Here is a 26,257-nt window from a genome sequence, read left to right as displayed (position 1 = left end):
GTGCGGAGGAGAGATGTATCCGGAGTATTATAAAGGTATGCATGGACAGGAATACAAATTATCGGATATCCTCTAACGAAGTTAGGAAGAAAAGGACCGGGCCGCACTTTGCCCGGTTTTTCTTAATGTAATTGGATCTTCAAGAGGTTCATTCTAATTCAAAATCTGTAAGAAGTTAATCCCCGCTTAAGGTTTAAGCGGGGATTTTGTTGATTGAACAGAACAAAATAGCATTATATACATATAGTAAATCAAATATTTTTTGCATAAGGCAAACTTTATTGTTGACGTTTAATTAAATTTTATATATGCTAATAATTAACACAAAGGAAATAAAAAGCGGGCTTCGTAAATTATATTTGTTTCAGAAAGAAGGTATTGGAATGAGTGAGTCAATTGTTGTGGATCAACTGAGTGTTTCATACCATGGTGAAACAGCGATTCGGGATATCTCATTCTCGATCGAATCCGGTAATATCGTCGGTGTTATAGGTCCCAATGGTGCAGGCAAATCAACATTATTAAAATCTATTTTAGGTCTGATACCAAAAGATAAAGGGCACATCAGAGTAATGGGCAAAAGCATTCATGAAATTAGAAAAAAAATCGCTTATGTACCGCAGCGAAGCGATATTGATTGGGATTTCCCCATCTCTGTATTAGATGCGGTTTTAATCGGTCGATACCCAGCGTTAAAAATAGCCAGAAAGCCAAAAAAAGCAGATAAAGAAATAGCAGTGCATGCGCTGGGTAAAGTGGGGATGGCAGATTTGAAAAACCGTCAGATTGGTGAATTATCCGGTGGGCAGCAGCAGCGCGTATTTTTGGCAAGAGCGCTGGCACAACAAGCGGAAGTATTCTTTTTGGATGAACCGTTTGTCGGGATTGATATCGGCAGTGAAGAGACGATTATGGCTATTTTAAAAGAATTAAGCGCAAATGGAAAAACCATACTGGTGGTTCACCATGATTTAAGTAAAGCAAAGGAATATTTTCAGAAGGTCATTTTATTGAATCAGGCATTAATGGACTTTGGAGAGGCGGAAGATGTTATGCAACCCGAAACCATTGCGAAAGCTTATGAAGGCCAGTTGTCATTCTTGAAAGAGTTGGCGGTGGAATCATGAATTTTTTGGAAGCTGTGATGCATTATGATTTTTTACAAAAAGCGATGGTCACATCTATTGTAGTTGGTATTATATGCGGCGTGATTGGAAGTTTTATTGTGCTGCGCGGCATGGCATTAATGGGTGATGCGATTTCACATGCAGTTCTGCCAGGGGTGGCCATTTCATATTTTCTCGGCATCAATTTTTTCTTTGGAGCAGTTACAACGGGAATTTTGACTGCAATCGGTATTGGATATATCGGCCAAAATAGCCGGATTAAAAACGATTCATCTATCGGTATCATGTTTACAACGGCATTTGCACTGGGGATTATTCTGATTACGCTGTTAAAAAGCAGCACAGATCTATACCACATTTTATTTGGAAACGTTCTTGCCGTTCGTCCGTCTGATATGTGGATGACGATGATTATAGGAGTAATTGTGCTGGTCAGTGTATATGTTTTTTACAAAGAACTGCTGGTCACCTCGTTTGATCCGACGATGGCAAAAGCATACGGTTTACCAAATAATGTTATTCACTACTTCCTTATGACATTGCTGACGATGGTAACTGTCGCATCGCTGCAGACAGTGGGGATAATCTTAGTCGTGGCAATGCTGATAACGCCGGCTGCTACAGCTTATTTACTCACAAATCGGCTTTCAACGATGATATTTTTAGCATCCGGTTTTGGCGTGATTGCATCTGTAGTTGGATTATACATTAGTTATAAAGCGAATCTTGCATCAGGTGCGACGATTGTGCTGGTTGCAACGCTCTTATTTGGTATTACATTCATTGTTTCACCAAAACATGGGGTGTTGTGGAAAGCGTTGCGTTCACGCCGGAAACGGCTATCTTATTAAAAAGTCGAGGAGGAGAATCTGTGAAGAAAATTCTATTTATGACTCTATTATTTTCATTTGCCATTTTGGCTGGCTGCTCAGGAGAGAGTGAAACTGATGGTACTGCGACTAAAGAAAAAAATCTGCAGATTGTCACAACTTATTCAGTCGTTTATGATATCGTGCAAAATGTAGCCGGCGAACAGGCTGAGGTAGAAAGTCTTGCACCAATTGGATCTGACCCTCATCAATATGATCCACTGCCTGCGGATGTTCAGGCAGTGACAGATGCTGATGCCGTTTTTTATAATGGGTTGAACTTGGAAGCAGGTAATTCATGGTTTAGGAAAATGATTCAGACGGCAGGCAAAAACGGCAAGAAAGATCCGGTATTCCGTATCAGTGAAGGGGTGGAGGCAAAATTGCTTGAGTCCGGTGGTCATAAAGGTGACAAAGATCCGCACGCATGGCTGGATGTTCAAAATGGTATCACCTATGCAAAAAATGCACGGGATGCTTTAATTAAAATTGATCCTGAAAACAAGCAAGCATATCAGGAAAATGCTGATGCTTATATAGAAAAACTTGAAAAGTTGGATGAAAAAATCAAGCAGAAAGTAGCGGATATTCCTGAAGATAAGCGCTATTTAGTGACAAGTGAAGGCGCGTTTAAGTATTTTTCTGCAGCATATGATTTTGAGGCAGCCTACATTTGGGAAATTAATGATGAGAATGAAGGAACGCCTGACCAAATTAAGTCAGTTGTCGATTTGATAGAAAACAACAATGTGCCGGCATTGTTTGTAGAAACAAGTGTTGACCCGCGTAGTATGGAAACTGTATCAGATGAAACAGGGATACCGATTGCTGCAGAAATTTTCACTGATTCATTGGCAAAGCCCGGTGAAGAAGGCGATACGTATATTGAAATGCTGGAATGGAATATTAATAAGATTTCTGAAGGTCTGACAAACTAAGACATCCGGTTATGTTTTGAAGAAATCCATTGAATAACTAACGTGCCTGTGGTAAATAACTTCAGGCACGTTTTTTGCGCAAAAGGCAGAAACGCTCTAACAAGGTAACTGTTATGGGAAACGCTAAACCGATTAAGTCCATTGATAATTGGCACAAGGGGGATTTTCTGTTAAAATAAGTGCACGGAAGTAGTAGGAGGAAACCTCGTATGCCAAAGGGAAATGGAAAGATAATAGCACAGAATAAAAAAGCCAGGCATGATTTTTTTATAGAAGAGACGTATGAAGCCGGACTGGTTTTGCGGGGAACAGAGATTAAGTCAATTCGTGCCGGCCGTATTAATTTAAAGGATTCGCATGCAAGAATCGACCATCGTGGTGAAATGCAGCTGGTTAATATGCATATAGCACCATATGAACAAGGGAACCGTTTCAATCACGATCCGACCCGTTCGCGGAAGTTGCTTATGCACCGGAAAGAGATTGATAAATTGGTCGGTCTCATTCAGCAAAAGGGTTATTCCCTTGTACCGTTGAAAGTGTATATCAAAAACGGTGTTGCCAAAGTTCTGATTGGTGTTGGTAAAGGGAAAAAGAAATATGATAAACGTGAGGACCTGAAGCGAAAACAAATGAAGCGTGATGCCGATCGCGCCGTGAAGGAGAGCATGCAATAATTTCCGAGTGATATTATAGAGAGGGGTTTCTTTTTGCGCGTAACGATATTAGGTGGGGGCAGCGAAATTGGTGCTTCCTGTGTACATATACAATTGGAAGAGACGAGTATTATCATCGATGCGGGGATGCGGATGCAAGGTGAAGATCGATTGCCGATGCTGGGCATGCTTGATGAGTTGGGAAGGCCGGACGCTGTTATTGTAACCCATGCGCATGCGGATCATATTGGAGCATTGCCGGTTGTGCATGCTTTATACCCGGATGTTCCGGTTTATTCGACAGCACCCACAGCTGATTTAATGCAGTTGATGATGAAAGATTCGTATAAAATTTTGAGCGAACAAAGCCAGCTGACCCAATCACTGATGCCGTATACCGAAGAACAAATGAATGCGCTGCTGCAGCATATCCGTGTGTTTCCGGCAAAAGGTGTTTTGGAGATAGGAACGGTTAAAATCACGGCGTATCGTGCCGGGCACATTGTTGGCGCTGTCATGTTTTCGATTGAAGGCCATGGGGAGAGCATCCTGGTTACAGGGGATTTGTCGTTCCGTGGCGGACGAACGATCCCCGGCGCAAAAGTTCCGGAAGATCTCCACCCGGATGTTGTCGTGATGGAATCAACCTATGGCAATCGCATGCATACAGACCGCAACACAGAAGAAAAGCGTTTAGCGGAAAATGTTGCCGAAACAGTTGAAAACGGCGGCTTTGCTCTTGTGCCCGCCTTTGCACTTGGACGTGCACAGGAAGTACTTTTGATTCTTCAGGATTATATGGAAAAAGGGTTGATTCCAACATTCCCCATTTATGTTGATGGATTGGTAACCCCTGTCAGCAGGATTTACCGGAATTACCCTCATTATTTAAAGGGCCCCGTTGCACACCGCATTCGGAATAATGGGGATGCTTTTTTGACGGAAGGACGATGCACCGCGGTCGGTCCGAATGACCGAAAAGCGGTCGTCAATGGAAAACCATCCTGTATTATCGCTTCATCCGGTATGCTGACAGGCGGGGCAAGTGCGTGGTATGCCAAACATCTTGTCACTGATAAAAAGAATGCCGTTTATCTCACCGGCTACCAGGATGAGGAGAGTCCGGGCAAAAAACTGCTCGCGCTTGCGGAAGGACAGGAAGACACGCTGAATATTGATGGCACCACTTATCAGGTAACGTGTCGTGTCGATAAATTCGGGTTGTCCGCCCATGCGGATGCCAGCGAAATGACCCGGTTCATTGAGGCGCTTGACCCAACCTACACGCTGCTGGTACACGGTGATGAGGATGCCAGGACATCGATGCGTGATAAAATCCACCCGCGCTTCCATCCACTATTGGTGGAAAACGGGGAAAGCTATCCATTTGAAAAACGGAAAGATGGTAAAGGGGTTGCCGGAAAAAAGTATAAACGAAATCGGGAACAGGAACGGCTCCGAAAGCACATTGGATCAGTTCTGCTGTATAAAAAGGAAGGAAAACAAGCTTATAAATTCGGATTGTGCCAAAATGTACATCCGAAAATAGCGACGCTTTTTTGTGAAACAGCCAAAGGAAAGGCGGATAAAGTCGAAGCAGGACGCGTTGCTGAAACACTCGGTCCATGGGGCTTGTCGATCGATGCATTTGCACAGATGGCAGAAAATGTCTTAACGTTTAGCAGACCGTATCTGAACGACATAAATTGGGATTTGATTCCGGATTACACCTTATCGTTGCAAGAAATTTTCGAACGGCTGCAGATAAACGATGAAGCACGGCAATTTGCGGTTGCGCTGGCATTGCAAAGTATCCCGGATGACCATCGTCATATGGACCGGGAAGGCAGAATCGGCTACAAGCTGGATAAAGATTTGCGTTTCCGGTTAAGCAATCTGGATTTACCCATTCAGGCAATTAAAATGAACCCCAATCACGCCATGGATTTTGTCCGGTCGTATTTTGCAGATAATCCACGCTTTCTACGCTGTGGTATTCAAAACAATGGTACACAAAGCGAACATATCCTGCTGTCATTTGATTTTCCGGACAGTATTTCGGATTCTGAACGTAAATACGTGACCCAAGTGATTAAAAACCGGACAGGATGGGAAATTGCCATTTCTGATTCAGTCCGGCACGAGGCGTTTCAGCCATTGCTTGCGGAGTTACTGGAAAAAAGTGTCGATATGCCATCTGTCCATATCAATGAATCACTGGTTGTAACCAAGGAAGCGAAACCGGAAAACGGGCAGACTGTTACAGACCACTTCAAGAAAATGACCGGATTTGATTTGCGGTTTGCGGAAGAACCTGGTGCGGCAGATGGACAGGATGATAAAGCTGAACGATTTGAGGCAGAACCGGGTCAAGAGCCGATGGAAAATAATCAGGCAATTGAGGTAGCCAAACAATATGCCCGGAATTATAATGTAAAAATTTACAAAACGAGTATGAAACAGGCGAACGGGCAACCGCTCATGGTTTTGCATTTTATCTCGCCTGAGGTTGCCGTGCGCTATCAAGACATGCTGCGGAATTTGAGTGATGAAACAGGCATGACCGTTCAATACGCTAAGCAACCAAAACAAAATGAAATCATTCGCATAACACGAGAGCAGGTGCCACAAGCCTGGGGAATGAAAGGAAATCCATCCGTTCACATGGATAAAGCAGAAGTCTCGATTAAAGTAGCCCACGAACCAGCAGATGATGCTTTCACAGCCGTTTGTTCAGAAATCAAGCGGCAAACAGGTTATATGTTAGCACGGTAGTTGAAATGTTACTGAACCTTGACTTATACTGCATATTTGTTATAATAAGAATCATCGTGAGAATAAATAAATGAATAGTGCTCGTCTATCCGGGCGTATTCTCCACCCCTTACATGGGGACGTTACGGATTCGACAGGGATAGATTGAGCTCAGACTGCGCGTCGAGGTTACGGCTCGTAAAACGTTATTGCCTAAATATAACTGGCGAAGAAAACAATTCACCAGCTTTAGCAGCTGCCTAAGCACTGCCTAAAGCGATCCTTCCTGCTATCGCCCGTGTGGCAGATTGAAGGGTCTCAAATGAAGCGGGCTATTCCGCCATCCACCGTCTGAGGATGACGGCAGAATACAATCAGACTAGCTGCCTGTAAGCCTGTTGGCAGGCTGAAGGGTAAGCGAATGATAATATGTCAACTATGCGTGTAGATGTCTGAGTGACGATATCTCTGGACGTGGGTTCGATTCCCACCGTCTCCACCAATACATATGTTGGTGGTTTTTTTATGTGTTATTTTTTATCAAATTCAATGTATATACAGATATGACCAATGCCATAATGGAAATTAACCATGTCTCCATATCTCCCCCTTCTCTTAGAGGAATGAGGATCCGTTCGGTATGGATAATCCAACTTCGGCGGATCCTCATTCCGTTATTTGCTCCAATTAAAGCTTTTCAAACACGTTAGCGGATCCTCATTCCGTTATTGTCCTATTTCACCCTGGTTTTGCCCTGTTTTCACACGAATAGCGGAATGAGGATTCATTACAACACTAAATAGGGTGATTTTTGTCCATTTAGCGGAATGAGGATCCGTTCGGTATGGATAATCCAACTTTGGCGGATTCTCATTCCGCTATTTGCTTCTTGGAAACGCGGGGGCGTTCCCGAGATAAGATGCAGCTGTGAAACATGTGGAGGAGCAATGTATTCAGCGTATTATAAAGGCGTGCATGGACAGGAATATAAATTATCGGACCTTCTCTAGTTATGGAAGGAAAGAAAAGAACCGAGCCGTACTTTGCCCGGTTTTTCTTTATTTACTACTGAAATCCCCTGCTGATCACGGGTATGATCAGCAGGGGATTTTGCCGACGAATGTCTTATCTTTGTTATCCCAATGCAACATCGAGTATCATCATAATGGTGAATCCAACCATAACACTCATAGAGGCTAAATCTTTATTGCCGTTTTCCTGTGAGCCAGGGATCACTTCTTCAGCTACAACGAAAATCATTGCCCCCGCTGCAAAGCTGAGTGCATATGGTAGAAGCGGCTGCATGACGGTAACTGCTAATGCTCCAATAATGCCGGCTATCGGTTCAACTATGCCGGACATCTGTCCATAAAAGAAGCTCTTCTTTCGCGCCATTCCTTCGCGCCGGAGTGGCATTGAAACAGCAAGCCCCTCGGGAAAGTTCTGAATTCCAATGCCGACAGCCAGGGCAATCGCACCACCAAGGGATGCTGCCGGTAAATCAGCAGCAATCGCGCCGAAAGCAACACCTACTGCAAGTCCTTCGGGGATGTTGTGCAGTGTTATGGCTAAAACGAGCAGCGTGCTCCGTCTTTTTCTTTCCGGGTTGATCCCTTCAGCCTGATCCATGTTTAACCCCGGGTGAAGATGCGGGAGTAATTTATCAGAACCCCACAGGAAAATACCGCCTAGTAAAAAGCCAATAGCGGCGGGAAGCCATACCGGTACAGGTCCTCCTTCTGCCTTTTCCAATGCTGGTGAAAGCAGTGACCAAAAGCTTGCAGCAATCATTACACCACCGGCAAACCCCAGCATCCCGTCCATAAAACGCTGGTTAACCCCTTTCGTAGTAAAAACAAGTGCTGCGCCTAATGCGGTCATTCCCCACGTGAAAATAGTAGCAATTGCAGCTTGCAAGATTGGATCAAGGGTCATAAAATAATCGATCATAGATTATGCATCCTCTCGTTTATTATTATTAAATCATTATGGTTAGAGTATGTATAAAAAATGAAAAATTGATTGAATATCCCATATTTGTTTTACCCACAACTAAATGTTTACCAAGGTAAACTTTAACTGGTTACTGGTTTATAATACAGCTGATTCAGCTTAGTGTCAATTGTTTAGTGCTAATCCTAACAGTTAGATCTTGTGCTTAGAAAAACTCGGCATTTGTCTTGTGAGTGCCGAAGTTTTTCTTATAGTGCGTGTTTAAAATAGACAGGCCAAACACATAATATAGTGATTGTGCTACAATAACAGCTGGATTGTAATTTTCAAAGCAGGTGTCGTTCATGTATAGATTTAACCGGATTAAAACTGATTCATTTCATATAAGCAATAGCACAAACGGTAAAGTAAAAAATAATGGCAAGCCAAACAGGGATAAGATGTTCAACGGTTTTTACAGGGAATATCAGAGTATACGAAAAAAATTATTCGAGAATTTACAGCAATTGAATAACGAACTGACTGAATGTGTTCTATTCAAAAAAACAACAAAAATCCTTGACTGGGTTATATTTATCTGTTTTTGTGAGGATTTTGGTTTACTGCCGAACAGGGTATTCCGGCAAAGTTTACAGGAAAAGGAGCATGCGCTTGATCCAAGATATACAGATACTTGGGAGCAGCTGAAAGAATTAATTCGGACAATTAAGCAAGAACATGCTGAAAAGGATATTCATCATATCGATAGCGCGTTGTTGGAAGAGGATCCTGTTCTAAATCAGATGACTGTACAGAATGCTGTCTTTCCTTTATTTAAGAAGTTAATTCGTTATGATTTTGCGACTGACCTGGATATCAATGTACTTGGCCGTATTTTTGAACAATCGATTAATGATATGGAAGTATTTAAAGCAAATATGACAGGAATAAATAATGATCTACTGCAGAGTAAGCGCAAGAAAGATGGTATATTTTATACATCGCCGGACGTGACCAGAGTGCTGCTGCAGGAAACCTTACTGAAATGGGTGGATGACAGGAAACAGGAATTGGCTGTGGGCTTCCCGGAAGATCACACTAATAAGATTAATGAATCTGATCAGGTATTCCGGGAGTATTTACAGTCGATTAGAATCCTTGATCCGTCTGCCGGCTCCGGAGCCTTTTTAAGCATGGCTTATGATATGCTAATAAATGAATGGGTTAAAGCTTTTGAAGAACCGGTCGGAATGGAATTTGCCAATAATCATATGATCACTGACAATCTGTTTGGTGTTGAATTGAATGCCGAAAGTCTTGAGTTGGCCAAACTAATCTTATCGTTCAAGTCAATGGCGCAACAGCAAAAATGGCCGATGTTTCAAGACAATTTGAAAACAGGCAATGCCATAATTGATCATCCTGATATTTCTGATCAGGCATTTGACTGGAACCAATCATTTCCGAAAATAATGCGTGAAGGCGGTTTTGATATCATCATCGGCAACCCTCCTTATGTGTTTGCTCGGGATGAGGGCTTTACACAGGCGGAAAAAAATTATTTTAACAGACGCTACAGTTTGGCAGACTATCAAATTAATACATATTTATTGTTCATTGAGCGGTCTTATCATTTACTGAAAGCAGGCGGCTGGCTCGGCTTCATCATCCCGAATAACTTGCTGACCATCGATTCATGCAAAAAAATACGGCGATTCCTTCTCGAGAATACCGGCAATCTGAAAATCATCAATAGTCATAACCGCATGTTTGATCAGGCAGATGTTAACACATGTTTGCTTATATTTCAGAAAGCCAAACCAACGACGGTCAAACTGGGCGAATTTAATCATGAAAATGTTGAAGTTATAGCTGAGGTGGAGCCGGAAACATTGCTGGATGAACAAAGCATTATCAATATATCGCTGATGAAAAATAAACGAGCTCACGACATCATGCATAAGATTGAAGCCGGTAGTCACAGTTTAGGTTCGGTTGCAACGGTTAAATCAGGGTTAGTTGCATATGAAGTCGGCAGAGGGAATCCTGAGCAAACGAAAGAGATGAAAGAAAATCGGGTGTATCACAGTGATTTTCAGGTTGACGATACGTATTGGAGGTATGTGGAGGGACGGGATGTCTGTCGCTATTCGATTGAGTGGGGCGGCAGCTGGCTTAAATATGGACCGAACCTGGCCGCGAGACGGAATGAAGAGATTTTCACGAAACCAAGAATTCTGGTCAGGCAGATTCCCTCTAAATTGACGTATGCTATCCATGCCGCTTATACGGAAGCGGAAATATTGAATGACCGCAATTCCAATAACATTATTGATTTCCAAAAAGACCCGTTGTTTTTACTGGGTATGATCAACTCAAAAATTACAACATTTTGGTTCATTCATAAATTTGATAAGTTCCAACGTAAAATGTTCCCGCAATTTAAAGTGAAAGATCTCAAAATGTTTCCAATTCCTGTTGTGTCAGAAACATACATGAAACTAATGTCGAAAACGGTCGCCGGAATGCACCAAGTCCAGCGGCAAAAAGGTGAGGTAATGCAGCCAACGGACATGATCATACAAAAAGAAAAATGTTTAAATGAGCAGCTTGATAAGTATGCAGCGGCCGCGTTTGGTCTGAACGATGAAGATGTCCGGATGATTGATGCATATTGGGATGAATGTCTTGAGTGAGTCAAGTGTCATAATGATATCAAACAAACGTGATTATGATATAATATATATACTTAGAAGGAGTGATTGCTGTGGCTTCAGAAAATAAGACAAGAGAGCAGACGCTAACAACGCTGAAACATATCGTTCTGCAATCACTTCAGGATGTTCCTGTAAATGTTTACCTGTTTGGATCATGGGCAAGATGCGAAGAAAAAAGAACATCTGATATTGATATTGCATTACAATCCAACGAAGAAATACCTGTTACAATGGTGGTCGATCTCCGGGAACGCATAGAAGAATCAACGCTGCCGTATCATGTGGATGTGGTGAATCTGGAGAACGCCAGTCATGAATTGGTAAAAAAAGTAGAAGAAGAGGGGGTTCTATGGAAAGATTGCAGGAGCGATTGGGAAACGCGAACCGGGCATTAATTGCTTTTCGTGAAGTGGTTGTAAATGACAATCCTTCCGCTATTGAACGTGATGCTGCTATTCAACGATTTGAATTCAGTTTTGAAGCCTGCTGGAAAACCGGCAGACAATTTTTATTTGATGTTGAAGGCCTGGATATTGGCTCGCCTAAAGGAGTTATACGCTCATTTCGGGAAGTTGGTGTTTTTTCCGAGGACGAAACCATCCTCTCGTTGCAGATGACTGACGACCGAAATCTGACCGTACATACGTATAATGAAGCACTGGCAATGGAAATTTACGCAAAGCTTCCAAAATATTATAGTCTGTTGTGCGACTGGATTGCTCGTTTAGAAAGAAAAATAAGGTAAGAGAGGAGTCATGATTATGGTTGCATACCCAAATGTCATGGAAACGAAAGAACTGATTAAAGAGATTGTTTCGATCCCGAGCCCGTCCGGCTGCACAGAAAAAGTGATCCAATTTGTTGAACGGCAGCTGAAAGAATTACAGGTTGAAACAAAACGCAACAATAAAGGCGGGCTGATTGCGACACTGCCAGGGAAGAATGAAAATGAACACCGCATGCTGACTGCCCATGTTGACACACTTGGTGCCATGGTCAAGGAGGTTAAAAGCAATGGGCGTCTTCGTCTTGATTTAATCGGCGGTTTCAAGTTTAATGCCATTGAAGGCGAGTACTGTGATATACATACAGCTGACGGACACGTTGTTACCGGCACAATATTGATGCATCAAACGTCTGTGCACGTTTATAAAGACGCCGGAGATGCAAAACGGAATCAGGAAAACATAGAGGTCCGGATTGATGCAAACGTTCATAATGCTGAGGATGTTCATGAATTGGGGATTGAAGTGGGTGATTTTGTTTCGTTTGATCCGCGTGTCCAATTGACTGATAATGGCTTCATCAAATCACGCCATTTAGATGATAAGGCAAGTGTCGGTATTTTGCTGCAGCTCATAAAAAGGCTGAAAGACGAAAACAAACAGCTGCCCTATACAACGCATTTTCTTATTTCCAATAACGAGGAGATTGGTTACGGCGGCAATTCCAATATCACACCGGAAACCGTTGAATATTTGGCCGTGGATATGGGCGCGATGGGGGATGGCCAGTCCACCGATGAATATACAGTGTCCATCTGCGTAAAAGATGCAAGTGGCCCGTATCATTACGGACTGCGTCAAAACCTTACTGAACTGGCAAAATCGAATAAAATCGGTTATCAATTGGATATTTATCCATATTACGGTTCTGACGCATCAGCAGCTATCAGGGCCGGCAATGATATTGTGCATGGGCTTGTCGGACCGGGAATCGATTCATCTCACGCTTATGAGCGCACACATGAAGCGTCACTGGAAAATACGGAAGCGTTGCTGTATCATTATGTGCTTTCGGATATGGTCAGTTATTAAAAAGAAGCGTGCAGTTGCACGGAAGCAACCGCACGCTTCTTTTAAAGATTCTGCGTTATATAACACCCAAAGAAGACTGGGAAGACTGGGAAGGTGTCTTTAAAGCACGTAGCCGTATATGCAGATGAAATGAAACAGACTTCCGAACAAAATAAAAACATGAAAAATTTCGTGGAAACCCAAATGTTTAAATGAAAGGAACTCAGGTTTCAGCCAGTAAATAATAGCTCCGATTGTGTAAAACATCCCACCGATTAAGAGCATTAGCATGCCGTCACCGCCAATGACCGGAAAAAGAGCAGAGCTGAAAAAAATGACGATCCATCCCATGGCAACATACAGTGCTGTAGAGAGCCATCTGGGTGCATGAAACCAGACCAACTTAAAAATAACACCTATTAATGCCAGACTGTTTACGACTGAAAACAGTACCCACCCAGTCATACCTTCCAGGCTAATCAAACATAGTGGCGTATATGTTCCGGCAATCAACACAAAAATCATCGAGTGATCAACCCGCCGCAAAAATGCAATGATATGATCTTTCGCAATGACCATATGGTATGTCGCTGAAGCACTGTAAAGTAAGATCATGCTGATTCCGAACATAATCACTGCCATAATCGCCAGCGCGGAATCTGCCGTGGCTGTAGCTTTGATCACAAGTGCAACGAGTCCGGCAAGCGACAAAATCGCCCCGAACAAGTGTGTCAGACTGTTTATGGGTTCGCGGATGGAAAAGCTCATGTAAAACACCTTCACAATCATAAGTGGTTTTAAAAACTATATAACCATAATATGCGCATTTTATTAAGTAGTCAATAATTTACGTCAATAAAATTCTGCAGTATAATGAAACAATAATCAACACAAATGGAGTTTTATTATGAAACCTATGGAAGAATTAGCTGAAAGTCTGCATTTAAACAGTCATCTGTCTCTGCAAGACATTCCGGATATAAACTTGTATATGGATCAGGTCATACAACTGTTTGAACGTCAGTTTGCTGAAACAAAACGCAATGACGATGAAAAAGTTCTGACCAAAACAATGATTAATAATTATGCCAAAGGGAAATTATTTTTTCCCATCGAAAATAAAAAATATACAAAAGATCATCTGATTCTTATCAGTATGATTTATCAGATGAAGGGTGCGTTATCCATTAGTGATGTCAAGACGACATTGGGAAGATTGAATGAAAAAGTGACGGACGATGCCGCATTTGATTTGCAGGCGTTCTATGACTGCTATCTTCAGATGGTTGAAAACAGTGCGGAAAAATTCAAAGCGGATCTCAACAGTCAATCTGATGAACTGATAGAATCGATTCAAAAACTGGATGATCAGGATGAAGACTATCTGGAACAATTGCTGCTGATTGCATTATTTACGAATATGAGCAACTATTATCGCAGGGCTGCTGAAAAAATGGTGGATGACATCAGCACTAACCAGAACTCTTTTTGAAAGAAGGCATGATTGAATGGAACTCAGCATTTTAGATCAGTCACCCATTTCGACAGGTAAAACATCGAGAGAAGCATTAAATGCATCTGTTGATCTAGCCAGGCTGGGCGATGAATTGGGTTATACGCGGTATTGGATTGCCGAGCATCATGATTTTGCCGGGCTTGCGTGTCCCAACCCCGATGTCATGCTTGGCATCATCGGAGCGCAAACAGAGAAGATCCGGATCGGTGCCGGTGCTGTCCTCTTACCTCACTATAAACCTTTCAGGGTGGCTGAGACCTATAATTTGTTGGCAACATTATACCCTGGACGAGTTGATTTAGGTCTTGGACGGGCGCCCGGCGGGTCTGCCGAAGCATCAATGGCACTTTCGGGGAACTTTTTGGAAAACGTCAGACTTATGCCGGAAAAACTTGATGAATTATTACGATTTTTGCAGTATGATTTTGCGGAAGACGATATGTACGCTAAGATCAGACCAACTCCGATTCCCGAGTTTTCACCACAACCATGGATGCTGGGAACAAGTGAGAAGAGTGCGATTGCCGCTGCTGAAAAAGCATTGCCATATACGTTCGGCTACTTCATGAGCGACCAGGACGGGCCTTCAATCATTCAAACGTATGTGGATAAATTTGCAGAACTACACCCGGATAAAACGCCGGAAAAATTTGCCGCGGTATCGGTTATTTGCGCGGAAACAACTGAGGCAGCGCGCGATCTTGCCATGAGCAGTCATTTATGGACCATCAAGCGTGACAAAGGAGAAGGTGATGGCAAGGTACCCTCGGTTGCGGAGGCTAAAAATTATTCATACTCGGATGAAGAAAAAGAACGATTGCGGAATATGATGGATAAACAGATTATCGGCAATCCACAGGAGGTTAAACAGCAACTTGAGCGCTTGCAGGCATTATTTGATGTGGATGAATGGATGATCGTCACGATTACACATCATTACGAAGCACGAAAAAAATCGTATGAGTTAATCGCAAAAGAAATGTTCACCAAAAGCTATTGATATTAAGACGTTATAAACATGTTTTTGAGGGCATCCGGCTGAATGGCAGGGGTCCTCTTTTTTGTCGTATCAGAAAGTATATAATTTTTAAAACCGCTGCCCCCATAATTTTCCCTTGTTTTACACGATTAGGAGAAGGGAAGATCAGATCCATTACAGTACTGAATAGGGCGGTTTGTATCCATATAGTGGAATTGAGGCTCCGTTCTGTTCAGATAACCTGCTTTGGTGGATCCTCGTTACGCTATTTGCTTCTTGAAAACGTAAGCCCGAGCTAGGCGGCATTGTTCTACGTCTTAAGGCTTAGATGAAAATATGGCGCGGGATCATTACCATGAAGCGATATACCCGGTATGATTAAATATAAGAAAGGAGGTAGGAAGCATGAAGAAATTTTTGCTGTTTGTGGGAGGCTTGTTGGCATTTTTTATTTTACTGGCAAACCTCGGACCGATGATATTACTGGGACTTAGCATATGGCTACTATATGTTATTTTCAAACAGTTTCTCAAAAGCGATTCCACAGCGGGGAAAATTGGCTGGATAATAGCCGGTTTGATTGTGGTTGGAATAGGATTATCCAACATATATGCTGTTATTGGTGTTGCGGCAGCATACGCAATGTACCTGATTTATAAAAGTTGGAGACGTGATGATGTATCTGCTGAGTCGGTGGAGGAAGCTAACGACCCATTTCGAAATTTTGAGCGGCAGTGGGCGGAAATCAATCGTTAATATTAAAGGAGTGTATAAATGATGTCGAACATATGGACACGGATTAAAGATTCTATTTCAGCAGATCTTCATAATATGCTGGATCAAAAAGAACAACATAATCCGATTGCATCACTTAATCAATACTTGCGTCAGAGTGAACAGGAAAAAGAAAAAGTAAGGAAGCTTGTTGAGCGTCAATACAAGCTGAGAGATGAGTTTGCTAGGGAATATCAGAAAGCACAGGATATGGCCGATAAGCGATTGAAACAGGCTGGTATTGCAGAGAAAGCCGGTGAAGAAGAGATGCACACATTCGCCGTTAAAGAACATGAAGAATATCAAGCACGGGCAGACCGGATGAAAACCTCCCGCGCAGAAGCTGTCCAGCAGTTGGAAACTCTGGAACAAAAATATGAAGAAATGAAACACAAGTTGAAAGATATGCATCTCCGCCGGATGGAACTAATGGGACGTGAGAATGTGGCTCATGCCAACCAACAAATTAGTCAGGTTGTTGAAGGGACGTCAGATAAGCTCTTTTCCCGTTTTGAAGAACTGGAGCAGTACATTGAGAGCCTGGAGTATAAAGTGAACAGCTCTTACTATCGCAGCACATTCGACAGCAAAATGGCCAAACTTGAAAAAGAATTACAGGAACAGACAAATTAGGACTTGTTACAGTTGCATTGGAAACATGATATACTTGAACAGGCGCAGTCATTCTGCGTCTACCCTACATAAAGTGAAACTTCATTCAGTGGGGTGTCCTTCCCCACTGAATGTTAGTTGAACCAATCAGGGACTTAAGGTCAGTTGACCGCCGTAATTGGGCGGTTTACTGACCGTTAGAGCGTGGAAAAGTGAAACTTCATTCAGTGGGGTGCTTTTCCCCACAGAATGTTAGTTGAACAGAATCGGACATCTACCGGCGGTTTATACGAAAAAATAATGAAAGGGGATCACTTCATGTTTCAGCGCTTGTCGACAGATACATTTAACTGGATATTAATTGTTGGAGTGATTCTCTTTGTTATAGAAGTAGCTTTTTTTCATGGCGGAATGATCGTTTCAGCACTGTTTTCAGCGGCTTTCGTATATGTTGGCTGGAAAAATTTTAGTCAGCTATGGGGTAAAGTATTATTCTGGTTAGGAGTTATCGGGCTTATATTTGCGATACTGAATATGCTGGCTGTCCGCTTTTTAATTTTAGCGGCGATTGTTTTATTTCTTATCAACTATTCGAAGTCCAAACAGGAAGCACAACGTCTTCAGCCTAAACTACCCCGTGATGATGTTGTGAGTACGGATCCGATTATCCAGTTAAAGCCACTATTCGATCATAAAGTGTTTGGAGACCAACATACTTCGGAAATGTCCTATCAGTGGCGGGATATCAATATCCATGGTGCATTTGGCGATCGGATAATTGATTTGAGCAATACGGTTCTTCCAAACGATACAGTTGTTATTTCGGTACGCCATATGGTCGGCAATATTATCATTTACGTGCCGTACGAAGTGGAAATAAACGTTCATCACAGTTCAGTATTCGGGCGAGCTCATATTTTGGGAGAAGACCATTTAAAGCTGATGAATCAGTCGCTCTTATATCAGACAGAGAAATATGATACAACATTGTCCCGGGTGAAAATTGTAACCTCGCTGCTTTCCGGAGATATCGAGGTGAAGCGGATATGAGTCCCATCTTACGCCACGTCTTCACTGCGATATTATTCAGCTTGTTAATAACATTCGTGATGATCGGTATAACCTTTGCTGCATTTCCGCTTAACGACTGGGCACTGTTATTAGAAAAAACACTGTATGATATTCCGTTTTTTGTATTGGTTCTCAGTATACCGGTTGTTGCCGGGGCAGTTATCGGCATAACTACCGGTTGGTATTGGCGGCAGCGGATCCAAAGCGTTTCAAGACATTTAGATGAAATGGCAAAAGGCCAAAAATTGACTGCTGATGGTGAACCATACAAAGAACTGGAAAAGATCCGGCAGCGTATGGAGCAAATACAGGAAAAAATACGTGTGCAGACTGAAAATGCTCAGCGGTTGGCGACTGAAAGAGCAAAAGAACGGGAACAAAGTCTGCAGGAGATCGTTGTCCAGGAAAGGAATCGCTTGGCAAGAGAACTGCATGATTCGGTCAGCCAACAGCTATTTGCCGCATCCATGATGATGTCGGCCATAAACGAATCCAATTCACCTGAAAATTCATCTATCAATAAACAGCTGCAGATGGTTGAAAAAATGATACACCAGTCGCAGCTTGAAATGCGGGCGTTGCTCCTTCATTTAAGACCAGTTGCATTAAAAGGAAAATCGTTGCAGGAGGGGACCAAGGAGCTACTGGCAGAGCTTACCCAAAAAGTCCCGATGGAAATTGAATCAAAACTGGAAGAATTTACGATTGATAAGGGTGTGGAAGACCAATTATTCAGGATACTGCAAGAATCTGTTTCAAATACATTCCGCCACGCCAAGGCATCGTCCTTGAATGTGATGCTGATCAGCCGTGATGAAACGATTATATTGCGCATCGTTGACGACGGCGTCGGATTTGATATCGAAAATGTAAAAACAAGCTCATACGGGTTGCAAAATATGCGTGAGCGGGCTTCTGAAATTGGCGGCACATTTAAAGTCGTCAGTCTTCCAAATGAAGGTACACGGATGGAAATCCAAGTGCCTGCCTTGAGAAAAGAGGGTGAAAATAGTGATTGACGTATTATTTGCGGATGACCATGAGATGGTACGTATAGGCGTATCAGCTTATTTATCTGCTCAACCTGACATCAATGTGTCAGCTGAAGCCGATGATGGGGGAGAAGCAGTTCGGCTCGCTCTTGAACTAAGACCTGACATTATCTTGATGGATTTGGTTATGAAAGAGATGGATGGCATTGAAGCCACGAAGCAGATTATCGAACAATGGCCTGAAGCTAAAATTATCGTTGTGACAAGTTTCCTGGATGATGAGAAGGTTTATCCGGCCCTTGAAGCAGGTGCAGTAAGCTATATGTTGAAAACTTCTAAAGCAAGTGAGATTGCAAAAGCGATCAGGAAGACATATGAGGGTCAGTCGATTCTGGAACCAGAAGTAACCAGCAAGATTATGAACCGGATGCGGGAAAAGCCTGAAGCTAATCTGCATAATCAGTTAACAGACAGGGAGATGGAAATATTGCTGCTTGTTGCGCAGGGAAAGTCAAACCAGGGGATAGCAGATGAATTATTCATCGCATTAAAAACAGTTAAAGTTCACATTAGCAATATCCTGGAAAAGTTAGAGGTACACGACCGGACACAGGCTGTTATCTATGCGTTTGAGCATAATTTGGTCTGATCTTCACAAACAAATGCGCTGGTGTCGGACGAAGCCATTTTCGATAATGTAATGTGACGTTAGTATGGGCGGGAAAGCCGAAACATGTTCCCGAGAGTCGAAACATGGGCGGGAAAGCTGAAACATGTTCCCGAGGGCGTTTTATATTCTAAAAAAGCCACATGTTATTGTGGCTTTTCGAAATATCTTTCTACCAGATTATAAATGGATAAAAGTTCATATAAAATTGTCAGTTCAGGCGGCAGATTTGCCGGCTGCTTTTCTTTTTTTTCGGCGATCGCCCTGTTGTCATCCCAGAATATATTCGTCAACCGTGTGAACTGCTCACGGTGTTTACTGCGCTCGTATGCATCCGGATGTTTTAGCGATTGGGCCATCTCCGTGACAGCATTCATGATAGCTGTACGTTTTTCATCGGGCCATTCAACTGCATTAAAAGATGAATAGATCAGATTACCTAAATGATAATGAATTAAGCGCAGTCTGACGAGTTGCTCCTGCTCCTGTTGAAAATGTGTCTGTTCACTTCCCGCGAGCGGATGGAATTTGGCTTCTTCTTTTTGAAACCGGATAAGCTGTTCCGTCTGATGGATCATTTTATCTAGCTGTTCAGCTAAGTCCTGTTCAACAACAACGACTTGATGTTGGTTATCAAGTAGATCCTGAATGACTTTTTCAACGGCGATACCTGTTCTGAAAGCAATCGATTCCAGTTTCTTGGCAATCTCATTCGTGTATTCCGGCGGCATCATAAACATATTGACCACTGTTGAAACAACAAGACCTGTGGTAGTGGTGCCCAGTCTAATAAAAAATGACATAAGTACATTGGTATGAATTACTTCAATCATTGCAACGGCGGTTAATGTGGCAACAAGGAGCCCGGCGTGCAATTTTAATCGGAAACAAGTTGCGATTGTAAAAACAGCAGCCAATGCGTAAGTAAGCGGCGAATCGCCGAATAATGATATGAAGAGTACTGCATATGCCGATCCAATAGCGGAGGCCGGAAAGCGCACGATTCCTTTTTTGATGGAATCAGACACTGTAGGCTCAATGGTTACGATTGCTGTAATAACGGCGAAAACAGGCGGCCAATTTAATAGAACACAAATCCAGGCAGTAATAAAAATGGAAATACCCGTTTTGACAACACGGCTTCCTGCCAATTTAAAATGCTTCATCAATTTCATCTCCAGATAATTTCTATCAGTATCCTATTCTTCCAATAAAACAACTTGATTGCAACTTTTTTTAAAAAAAGGGTTGCATTTTTAAATTTAAACCCATAAACTGTATTATAACAATTAAATAATATATAAACTGTTATATAAAAGGAGGGAGGGTGTAACGTGAGAAGTCCAATTTGTCCGGAATGTGGTGAACAGGTTGATAAGCATAGCTATACATTGGAATGTGATTATTGTTTATCAAAAAGAGAGGAGTAATTTTTTGTCTATTGTGTTATATAACAAAACTTTATAAACAATTTTGTTTTATAACAATGGTATTTCATATAGGTATAAATAACATGGGAAAAATAAAGGGGGACACGGTTGATGGGTCAAAATGATCGAATCGAAAATATCAGGAATGAATGGAAAAATGATTTGCGGTGGGTCGGGGTTGAACGCCCGTATACAGCTGAAGATGTTGACCGTCTGAAAGGATCAATCGATATTGAGCATACACTTGCTAAAAGAGGTGCGGAAAAATTATGGAGGCTTGTGAGCAACAAAGACTATGTGAATGCGCTCGGAGCACTAACAGGGAATCAAGCAGTGCAACAGGTAAAGGCCGGATTACAGGCAATTTATTTAAGTGGCTGGCAGGTTGCAGCGGATGCGAATTTAGCCGGTCATATGTACCCGGATCAGAGCTTGTACCCGGCCAACAGTGTTCCGAATGTGGTTAAGCGGATTAATCAGGCATTACAGCGGGCTGATCAAATTCATCATGCAGAAGGTGACGATTCCATTGATTGGTTTGCACCCATAGTCGCTGATGCTGAAGCTGGTTTTGGCGGTCAATTGAACGTCTTTGAATTAATGAAGTCTATGATTGAATCCGGTGCGTCTGCCGTTCACTTTGAAGATCAGCTCTCATCAGAAAAGAAATGCGGTCACCTTGGTGGAAAAGTGTTATTGCCCACACAGACCGCCGTGAGGAATCTGGTTTCGGCACGGCTTGCGGCAGATGTCATGGGAACACCAACACTTATTATCGCCCGGACCGATGCGAATGCTGCAGATATGATCACGAGTGATCTTGATCCATATGATGAGCCGTTTATAAAAGATGATCGGACGACAGAAGGATTCTTCCGTACGAATGCAGGCATTGATCAAGCAATTGCCCGGGGTCTGGCATATGCGCCATATGCTGACATGATCTGGTGTGAAACATCTGAACCAAACTTGCATGAGGCAGAGCGTTTTGCCGACGCCATCCATGAGAAATATCCGAATAAGTTGCTTGCCTATAATTGTTCGCCTTCGTTTAATTGGCAAAGTAAGCTGTCAAATGAAGAAATCGCCAATTTCCAGTATGAACTCGGCAAAATGGGCTATAAATTCCAATTTGTAACGTTGGCCGGATTCCATGCCCTCAACCACAGCATGTTTGATCTGGCAAGGAAGTATAAAGATTCGGGTATGGCTGCCTATTCTGAATTGCAGCAGAAGGAATTTACCAGCGAGAAATATGGGTATAGTGCAACACGTCATCAGCGGGAAGTCGGAACAGGTTATTTTGATGATGTTGCACAGGTGATTTCGGGAGGCACGTCATCAACCGGGGCTTTAAAGGGGTCAACAGAGACAGAACAATTTGTCAGGTAAAGAAGTTATAAGTCCACTAAAGATCCATCTTTATATAAAAGATGGGTCTTTTCTGTAGTACGAGCTGCATACAATTTGTAATATTTTGTAATGAAAATCAGAATATTATTGTCGGCTTAAGCCGGGAGAAACAACTGTACAGCCGGGATTTTTGTGCCCTTTTTGCATGGAACAGTGTCATATAGACATTCATACCGTTTCCTTCCGATTGAAATATAATTGTAATCTATTGATAATGTGCATGTTACGATTTGTTGATATAATTCGAATTACCTAAAGATATTAGGAATACATAATCAAAAAATAGATTACCGCAATGATGCACTTCACGGAATGATACATAAACAGACTGTTTGCGGCTCTGAAAGTGGGGGAAATGTAACGTGAAAAAAGCAATCGGAACAGCAGTTACTGCCGGTGTGGTGTTATTTGGAAGTGTCTTTGTGAGTGATACGGTGCATGCTGAAACATTGCAGGGTGTAAAGGAAGAGCGCTCAGATGTCCGGGAAAATCTATCAGAAGCCGAGTCTAAAGTTGCAGATGTTATGTTAGAAATGGGAGACTTGAATGAGAAAGTTAATTCCGTGAATGACGCATTGGATAAAAATGAACGGAAAATGAACGATACCAAGCAAAACATTACAAAAACCAAGGATGAAGCAGAAAAAATAGAAAAAGAAATCACAAATATAGAGAAAAAGGTAGAGGAACGCAAGGCGATTTTGAAAGAACGGATAGTATCACTGCAAAAAAATGGAGGCGATATCAGTTATCTTGAAGTTGTCTTTGGCTCTAAAAGTTTTGGTGATATGATCAGCCGCGTGTCTGCCGTCTCCAAGATTGCTGACTCTGATGAAAAATTGATGAGGCAGCAGGAAGAAGATAAATCCGAATTACAGAAGAAAAAAGATGTCAAACAGGAAAAGTTGTCCGAACTCAAGGATATGAAGATAGAATTAGAAGGCATGAAACAAACGATCATAGCTCAAAAAAAGCAAAATGAACAAGATAGGAAACAATTGAAAAAGAAAGAAAAACATTTAAAAGGAATGAAAGCTGATCTGGAAGATAAAGACGCCAGTCTCGGTTCCATCGAACAAGAGATTAACCAGCAGCACAGCAACAACGATCCTGATGATTCCAAATCTAATCACTCCGGCGATGGTTCAAATGCAACTGCAGCCCACCCTCCAGTTAAATTAAACCATGCATCCGGTTCGTCGTCATCTTCTGATAATGATGATGGTGATATTAAGCAGCTGGGCAAAACAGTCAGTTCCGGAAGCGGCAGCTATAGCTCAGCCATACAAGCGGGATATTCACAGACGGGGACACCATATGTGACAGCCGGTAGAGGTCCAGGAGGCTTTGATTGTTCCGGGTTTGTGTCGTGGGCATATGGACAGGCCGGTGTCTCTATTCCATCCAGCACAGCAGCTATGCAAGGTGTCGGTTCAAAGATTTCCTACAGCAGTGCACAGCCGGGGGATCTTGTATTCTTCAACACATATAAAACAAACGGCCATGTTGGCATTTATCTTGGAAACGGCAAATTTCTTGGTGCGCAGAATAGCACCGGGGTAGCAGTAGCTGATATGACAAGCGGCTATTGGAAAAACAAATTTGCCGGTCATGTCCGCCGTATTCAATAACGACATACGTCAAGACCTATCTTTTCAGGTAGGTCTTTTTTGTAACGTCAGAAAGTATAAATTATGAATGACCTTATAAGAAAAGCTTCGGCATTCGCTATAAGACGAGGTGAATGCCGAGTTTTTCTAAAATTTTGGTTTTCGTTCAAGATGCAGTGCTATTGGATTGGCTCAAGTTCACATGATTTTCGCTTAAGTTCACATAATTCCGGCTCAAGTTCACACAATTTCCGCTCAAGTTCACAAATTTTCGGCTCAAGTTCACAATTTGTTCGCTCTTTTCTAGTCAAAATGACACCCAAACTTGCTAATATGGTCATTCACGAAATTTAATAAAGGATTTTGGTTTGAAAACGAAAACAGCTCATCGGCGGGCTTTAGTTGACCATAGCTTACTGATCGGTAAGTATATCAATAACAGGGAAGCACGATGTTTTTTTAAATCTTAAATCTAACAGTATCACAAGAAAAATTTTACAATGTGAAGAATTGGATAAGATTGGAGTTGAAAGCGGGATGCGATATCGGTTGGCAGTTAAGAAAGTATAAATTCTTGCTTACTGCATAAGTGCAACAAAGGCTTTCGTCACTAGAGCTTGGCGAAAAGGCAAGTTTTCTAACTCCGAATAAATAAAACCAAGGTTTCTGTCTGGAAGTAGTAAAAAAGGACTGAATTGCAAAAGATAGCATCAATATAGTTAGAAAAACACCATCAAAAACTGTACAATTGAAACGATACCTTATAACGGATAGTTAAAAGCACTGTCCTTTTTTACATCAAAATCATCTTAATCACTGTTGTCGGGTGTTGTTTTTGTGCAATCATTAACATTCACTATCTGCATCTGTGAAAAGAAAGGAATTGTTATGGAGAAGCATACATACAAAAACCCGGTATTTTTCGTGTCAGCTATTATTGTTTCTTTATTGGTTTTAACAGGAGCGATTTTTACCGGCACATTTAAAGCAGTAGCCACTACATTGTTCAATTTTACCACCTTTAACTTCGGCTGGTTTTATCTGTTGGCAGTGTTCATCTTTGTCCTGTTCTTAGTGGTGTTGTCAATTACTAAGTACGGAAAATTACGGCTTGGTCCAAGGGGGTCCCGACCTGAATATCCATTCTTCACATGGATTGGTATGCTTTTTTCAGCAGGGTTTGGAGCAGGTCTGGTATTCTGGGGTGTCGCAGAACCGATGAGTCACTTTTTTGAAACCCCTTTTTCAGACATAGAGGCACAGACAGAAGAAGGCGCACGGGTTGCAATGGGTTACGCTTTTTTTCATTGGGGTGTCAGTCAATGGTCAGTTTTTGCTGTTGTCGGTTTGATAATTGCATTTTTGCAATTCAAAAAGGAGAAGAAAGGTTTAATTTCAACAGCCATCTCCCCTGTTGTTGGGAAAAACAGAGCTTTAGGCGGCACGGTTGATACTCTTGCTGTCATTGCAACGGTCATGGGGGTGGCAACATCACTTGGTTTGGGAATTTCCCAGATGAATGGCGGTTTGAAAAGTGTTTTCGGCCTGCCGAATTCCATATGGATCCAAATGGTTATTGCGGGCGTTATGCTGGTGACTTACTTGCTTTCATCAAGCACAGGATTGAACAGGGGTATTAAATGGTTGAGCAATTTGAATCTTGGCTTATGTCTGCTTCTACTCGTGTTTGTTTTTCTGGCGGGGCCGACCGTATTTATTTTGGATACCTTCGTTTTAGGCTTAGGTGATTACTTAACCAATTTTGTTCAATACAGTTTGCGATTAACACCTTATTCGGGTGAGACATGGGTGACTGAATGGACTGTATTCTATTGGGCATGGTCCACAGCCTGGTCACCATTTGTAGGTGCCTTCGTCGCCCGGGTTTCAAGAGGCAGAACAATCCGCGAATTCGTATTTGGTGTCCTGGTAGTACCGCCGGTCATTGCCTGTCTGTGGATTGCTGCGTTTGGCGGAACGGCTATTTATAGCGATTTATTCAACGGAACTCAAATTGCTGAAGCGGTAAACGCAGACATGACGGTTGCACTCTTTCAGACGTTCGGTGATTTGCCAATGACAAACATTTTATCTCTGTTGGCTATATTCCTGATTTTTACGTTTTTGGTAACGTCAGCGGATTCAGCCACTTATATCCTGGGAAGCATGACGTCAAAGGGGAGCCTGAATCCGGCTCTGGCGGTGAAAATTATTTGGGGCGTGCTTATTACAGCCATTGCTGTGGTGCTGTTATTTGCCGGTGGTTTAAATGCGCTGCAGACCGCATCGCTTACATCCGCACTGCCATTTACCGTTATTTTACTGCTAATTGTTGTGGCGTTTGTCCGAATGGTAAAAAAAGAACCAGTGCCCAAAAAGGATGAATAGAGAGATAGAAGTTTTA

22 protein-coding genes and 1 other RNA gene are annotated in these 26,257 nt (G+C 42.3%); 20 read left to right on the top strand and 3 right to left on the bottom strand.

What is annotated here, in order from left to right:
- The first annotated feature begins 383 nt into the window (after positions 1-383).
- From IEW67_RS05760 to ssrA, 6 genes are all read left to right on the top strand, one after another.
- Positions 384-1,127 (top strand): metal ABC transporter ATP-binding protein, encoded by a 744-nt coding sequence (locus IEW67_RS05760; RefSeq protein ID WP_188632113.1) that lies wholly within the window; start codon positions 384-386, stop codon positions 1,125-1,127.
- On the top strand, positions 1,124-1,978 hold the full coding sequence (locus IEW67_RS05755; protein WP_188632112.1) for a metal ABC transporter permease: 855 nt from the start codon (positions 1,124-1,126) through the stop codon (positions 1,976-1,978). The genes IEW67_RS05760 and IEW67_RS05755 overlap by 4 nt, the downstream gene beginning before the upstream one ends.
- Positions 1,979-2,016: 38 nt before the next feature.
- Positions 2,017-2,934, top strand: a complete 918-nt coding sequence (locus IEW67_RS05750) for a metal ABC transporter substrate-binding protein (protein ID WP_373288493.1) — start codon at positions 2,017-2,019, stop codon at positions 2,932-2,934.
- Positions 2,935-3,143: 209 nt separating this feature from the next.
- On the top strand, positions 3,144-3,611 hold the full coding sequence (gene smpB / locus IEW67_RS05745) for an SsrA-binding protein SmpB (protein WP_188632110.1): 468 nt from the start codon (positions 3,144-3,146) through the stop codon (positions 3,609-3,611).
- Between the two features lie 33 nt (positions 3,612-3,644).
- Positions 3,645-6,365: an MBL fold metallo-hydrolase gene (locus IEW67_RS05740; protein WP_188632109.1), complete on the top strand. Its 2,721-nt coding sequence runs from the start codon at positions 3,645-3,647 to the stop codon at positions 6,363-6,365.
- Positions 6,366-6,480: 115 nt separating this feature from the next.
- Positions 6,481-6,846, top strand: a transfer-messenger RNA (tmRNA) gene (gene ssrA / locus IEW67_RS05735).
- Between the two features lie 632 nt (positions 6,847-7,478).
- Here ssrA and IEW67_RS05730 read toward each other — a convergent pair.
- Positions 7,479-8,294 carry a ZIP family metal transporter gene (locus tag IEW67_RS05730; protein WP_188632108.1) on the bottom strand — a complete coding sequence of 272 codons (816 nt, stop codon included), beginning with the start codon at positions 8,292-8,294 and terminating at the stop codon, positions 7,479-7,481.
- Between the two features lie 347 nt (positions 8,295-8,641).
- Here IEW67_RS05730 and IEW67_RS05725 point away from each other — a divergent pair, with 347 nt between their 5' ends.
- From IEW67_RS05725 to IEW67_RS05710, 4 genes are all read left to right on the top strand, one after another.
- Positions 8,642-10,972 (top strand): Eco57I restriction-modification methylase domain-containing protein, encoded by a 2,331-nt coding sequence (locus IEW67_RS05725; protein WP_188632107.1) that lies wholly within the window; start codon positions 8,642-8,644, stop codon positions 10,970-10,972.
- A gap of 71 nt (positions 10,973-11,043) precedes the next feature.
- The gene (locus IEW67_RS05720; RefSeq protein ID WP_188632106.1) at positions 11,044-11,388 is read left to right on the top strand and encodes a nucleotidyltransferase family protein; all 345 of its coding nucleotides are present in this window, start codon (positions 11,044-11,046) and stop codon (positions 11,386-11,388) included.
- Complete coding sequence (locus tag IEW67_RS05715; RefSeq protein ID WP_188632105.1) at positions 11,343-11,738, top strand: HI0074 family nucleotidyltransferase substrate-binding subunit; 396 nt, start codon at positions 11,343-11,345, stop codon at positions 11,736-11,738. Before IEW67_RS05720 ends, IEW67_RS05715 begins: the two co-directional genes overlap by 46 nt.
- A 16-nt stretch (positions 11,739-11,754) precedes the next feature.
- Positions 11,755-12,810, top strand: coding sequence for a M42 family metallopeptidase (locus tag IEW67_RS05710; RefSeq protein WP_188632104.1), 1,056 nt, complete (start codon positions 11,755-11,757; stop codon positions 12,808-12,810).
- Between the two features lie 99 nt (positions 12,811-12,909).
- Here IEW67_RS05710 and trhA read toward each other — a convergent pair whose 3' ends face one another.
- On the bottom strand, positions 12,910-13,557 hold the full coding sequence (trhA, locus tag IEW67_RS05705; RefSeq protein ID WP_188632103.1) for a PAQR family membrane homeostasis protein TrhA: 648 nt from the start codon (positions 13,555-13,557) through the stop codon (positions 12,910-12,912).
- 139 nt (positions 13,558-13,696) lie between these two features.
- Between trhA and IEW67_RS05700 the strand changes: the two genes are divergently transcribed.
- The 7 genes from IEW67_RS05700 to IEW67_RS05670 all read left to right on the top strand — a co-directional run bounded on the left by IEW67_RS05700 (position 13,697) and on the right by IEW67_RS05670 (position 19,382).
- Entirely contained in the window at positions 13,697-14,281 is a 585-nt protein-coding gene (locus IEW67_RS05700) for a DUF1836 domain-containing protein (RefSeq protein ID WP_188632102.1), read from the top strand.
- A gap of 16 nt (positions 14,282-14,297) precedes the next feature.
- Positions 14,298-15,305, top strand: coding sequence for an LLM class flavin-dependent oxidoreductase (locus IEW67_RS05695; RefSeq protein ID WP_188632101.1), 1,008 nt, complete (start codon positions 14,298-14,300; stop codon positions 15,303-15,305).
- 384 nt (positions 15,306-15,689) lie between these two features.
- A complete protein-coding gene (locus tag IEW67_RS05690; protein ID WP_188632100.1) occupies positions 15,690-16,040 on the top strand; it encodes a lmo0954 family membrane protein in 351 nt (116 codons plus the stop codon).
- 21 nt (positions 16,041-16,061) lie between these two features.
- A complete protein-coding gene (locus IEW67_RS05685; protein WP_188632116.1) occupies positions 16,062-16,691 on the top strand; it encodes a PspA/IM30 family protein in 630 nt (209 codons plus the stop codon).
- Positions 16,692-16,988: 297 nt separating this feature from the next.
- Positions 16,989-17,720: a cell wall-active antibiotics response protein LiaF gene (gene liaF, locus IEW67_RS05680; RefSeq protein WP_188632099.1), complete on the top strand. Its 732-nt coding sequence runs from the start codon at positions 16,989-16,991 to the stop codon at positions 17,718-17,720.
- A complete protein-coding gene (locus tag IEW67_RS05675) occupies positions 17,717-18,760 on the top strand; it encodes a sensor histidine kinase (protein WP_188632098.1) in 1,044 nt (347 codons plus the stop codon). Before liaF ends, IEW67_RS05675 begins: the two co-directional genes overlap by 4 nt.
- The gene (locus IEW67_RS05670) at positions 18,753-19,382 is read left to right on the top strand and encodes a response regulator (RefSeq protein ID WP_188632097.1); all 630 of its coding nucleotides are present in this window, start codon (positions 18,753-18,755) and stop codon (positions 19,380-19,382) included. The genes IEW67_RS05675 and IEW67_RS05670 overlap by 8 nt, the downstream gene beginning before the upstream one ends.
- A 164-nt stretch (positions 19,383-19,546) precedes the next feature.
- Here IEW67_RS05670 and IEW67_RS05665 read toward each other — a convergent pair whose 3' ends face one another.
- Complete coding sequence (locus IEW67_RS05665; RefSeq protein ID WP_188632096.1) at positions 19,547-20,566, bottom strand: aromatic acid exporter family protein; 1,020 nt, start codon at positions 20,564-20,566, stop codon at positions 19,547-19,549.
- A gap of 375 nt (positions 20,567-20,941) precedes the next feature.
- Here IEW67_RS05665 and aceA point away from each other — a divergent pair, with 375 nt between their 5' ends.
- The 3 genes from aceA to IEW67_RS05650 all read left to right on the top strand — a co-directional run bounded on the left by aceA (position 20,942) and on the right by IEW67_RS05650 (position 26,241).
- Positions 20,942-22,222, top strand: coding sequence for an isocitrate lyase (gene aceA / locus IEW67_RS05660; RefSeq protein WP_188632095.1), 1,281 nt, complete (start codon positions 20,942-20,944; stop codon positions 22,220-22,222).
- A gap of 383 nt (positions 22,223-22,605) precedes the next feature.
- Positions 22,606-23,874, top strand: coding sequence for a C40 family peptidase (locus IEW67_RS05655; RefSeq protein ID WP_188632094.1), 1,269 nt, complete (start codon positions 22,606-22,608; stop codon positions 23,872-23,874).
- Positions 23,875-24,741: 867 nt separating this feature from the next.
- Complete coding sequence (locus tag IEW67_RS05650) at positions 24,742-26,241, top strand: BCCT family transporter (protein ID WP_188632115.1); 1,500 nt, start codon at positions 24,742-24,744, stop codon at positions 26,239-26,241.
- The last annotated feature ends 16 nt before the right edge of the window (positions 26,242-26,257 follow it).

This window comes from Lentibacillus kapialis (assembly GCF_014646635.1).
GTDB classification, from domain to species: Bacteria; Bacillota; Bacilli; order Bacillales; family Amphibacillaceae; genus Lentibacillus; species Lentibacillus kapialis.
The sequence above is the reverse complement of the archived record's forward strand: the minus strand, read 5'-3'. Positions and strand labels throughout refer to the sequence as shown.

Excerpts from the sequence above, each read along its gene's own strand:
- IEW67_RS05725 (WP_188632107.1), top strand. The coding sequence starts at position 8,642 with ATGTATAGATTTAACCGGATTAAAACTGATTCATTTCATATAAGCAAT.
- IEW67_RS05695 (WP_188632101.1), top strand. The coding sequence starts at position 14,298 with ATGGAACTCAGCATTTTAGATCAGTCACCCATTTCGACAGGTAAAACA.
- IEW67_RS05730 (WP_188632108.1), bottom strand. The coding sequence starts at position 8,294 with ATGATCGATTATTTTATGACCCTTGATCCAATCTTGCAAGCTGCAATT.
- IEW67_RS05685 (WP_188632116.1), top strand. The coding sequence starts at position 16,062 with ATGTCGAACATATGGACACGGATTAAAGATTCTATTTCAGCAGATCTT.
- smpB (WP_188632110.1), top strand. The coding sequence starts at position 3,144 with ATGCCAAAGGGAAATGGAAAGATAATAGCACAGAATAAAAAAGCCAGG.
- trhA (WP_188632103.1), bottom strand. The coding sequence starts at position 13,557 with ATGAGCTTTTCCATCCGCGAACCCATAAACAGTCTGACACACTTGTTC.
- IEW67_RS05710 (WP_188632104.1), top strand. The coding sequence starts at position 11,755 with ATGGTTGCATACCCAAATGTCATGGAAACGAAAGAACTGATTAAAGAG.
- IEW67_RS05750 (WP_373288493.1), top strand. The coding sequence starts at position 2,017 with ATGACTCTATTATTTTCATTTGCCATTTTGGCTGGCTGCTCAGGAGAG.
- IEW67_RS05675 (WP_188632098.1), top strand. The coding sequence starts at position 17,717 with ATGAGTCCCATCTTACGCCACGTCTTCACTGCGATATTATTCAGCTTG.
- aceA (WP_188632095.1), top strand. The coding sequence starts at position 20,942 with ATGGGTCAAAATGATCGAATCGAAAATATCAGGAATGAATGGAAAAAT.
- IEW67_RS05700 (WP_188632102.1), top strand. The coding sequence starts at position 13,697 with ATGAAACCTATGGAAGAATTAGCTGAAAGTCTGCATTTAAACAGTCAT.
- IEW67_RS05715 (WP_188632105.1), top strand. The coding sequence starts at position 11,343 with ATGGAAAGATTGCAGGAGCGATTGGGAAACGCGAACCGGGCATTAATT.
- IEW67_RS05760 (WP_188632113.1), top strand. The coding sequence starts at position 384 with ATGAGTGAGTCAATTGTTGTGGATCAACTGAGTGTTTCATACCATGGT.
- IEW67_RS05690 (WP_188632100.1), top strand. The coding sequence starts at position 15,690 with ATGAAGAAATTTTTGCTGTTTGTGGGAGGCTTGTTGGCATTTTTTATT.
- IEW67_RS05755 (WP_188632112.1), top strand. The coding sequence starts at position 1,124 with ATGAATTTTTTGGAAGCTGTGATGCATTATGATTTTTTACAAAAAGCG.
- IEW67_RS05665 (WP_188632096.1), bottom strand. The coding sequence starts at position 20,566 with ATGAAGCATTTTAAATTGGCAGGAAGCCGTGTTGTCAAAACGGGTATT.
- liaF (WP_188632099.1), top strand. The coding sequence starts at position 16,989 with ATGTTTCAGCGCTTGTCGACAGATACATTTAACTGGATATTAATTGTT.
- IEW67_RS05650 (WP_188632115.1), top strand. The coding sequence starts at position 24,742 with ATGGAGAAGCATACATACAAAAACCCGGTATTTTTCGTGTCAGCTATT.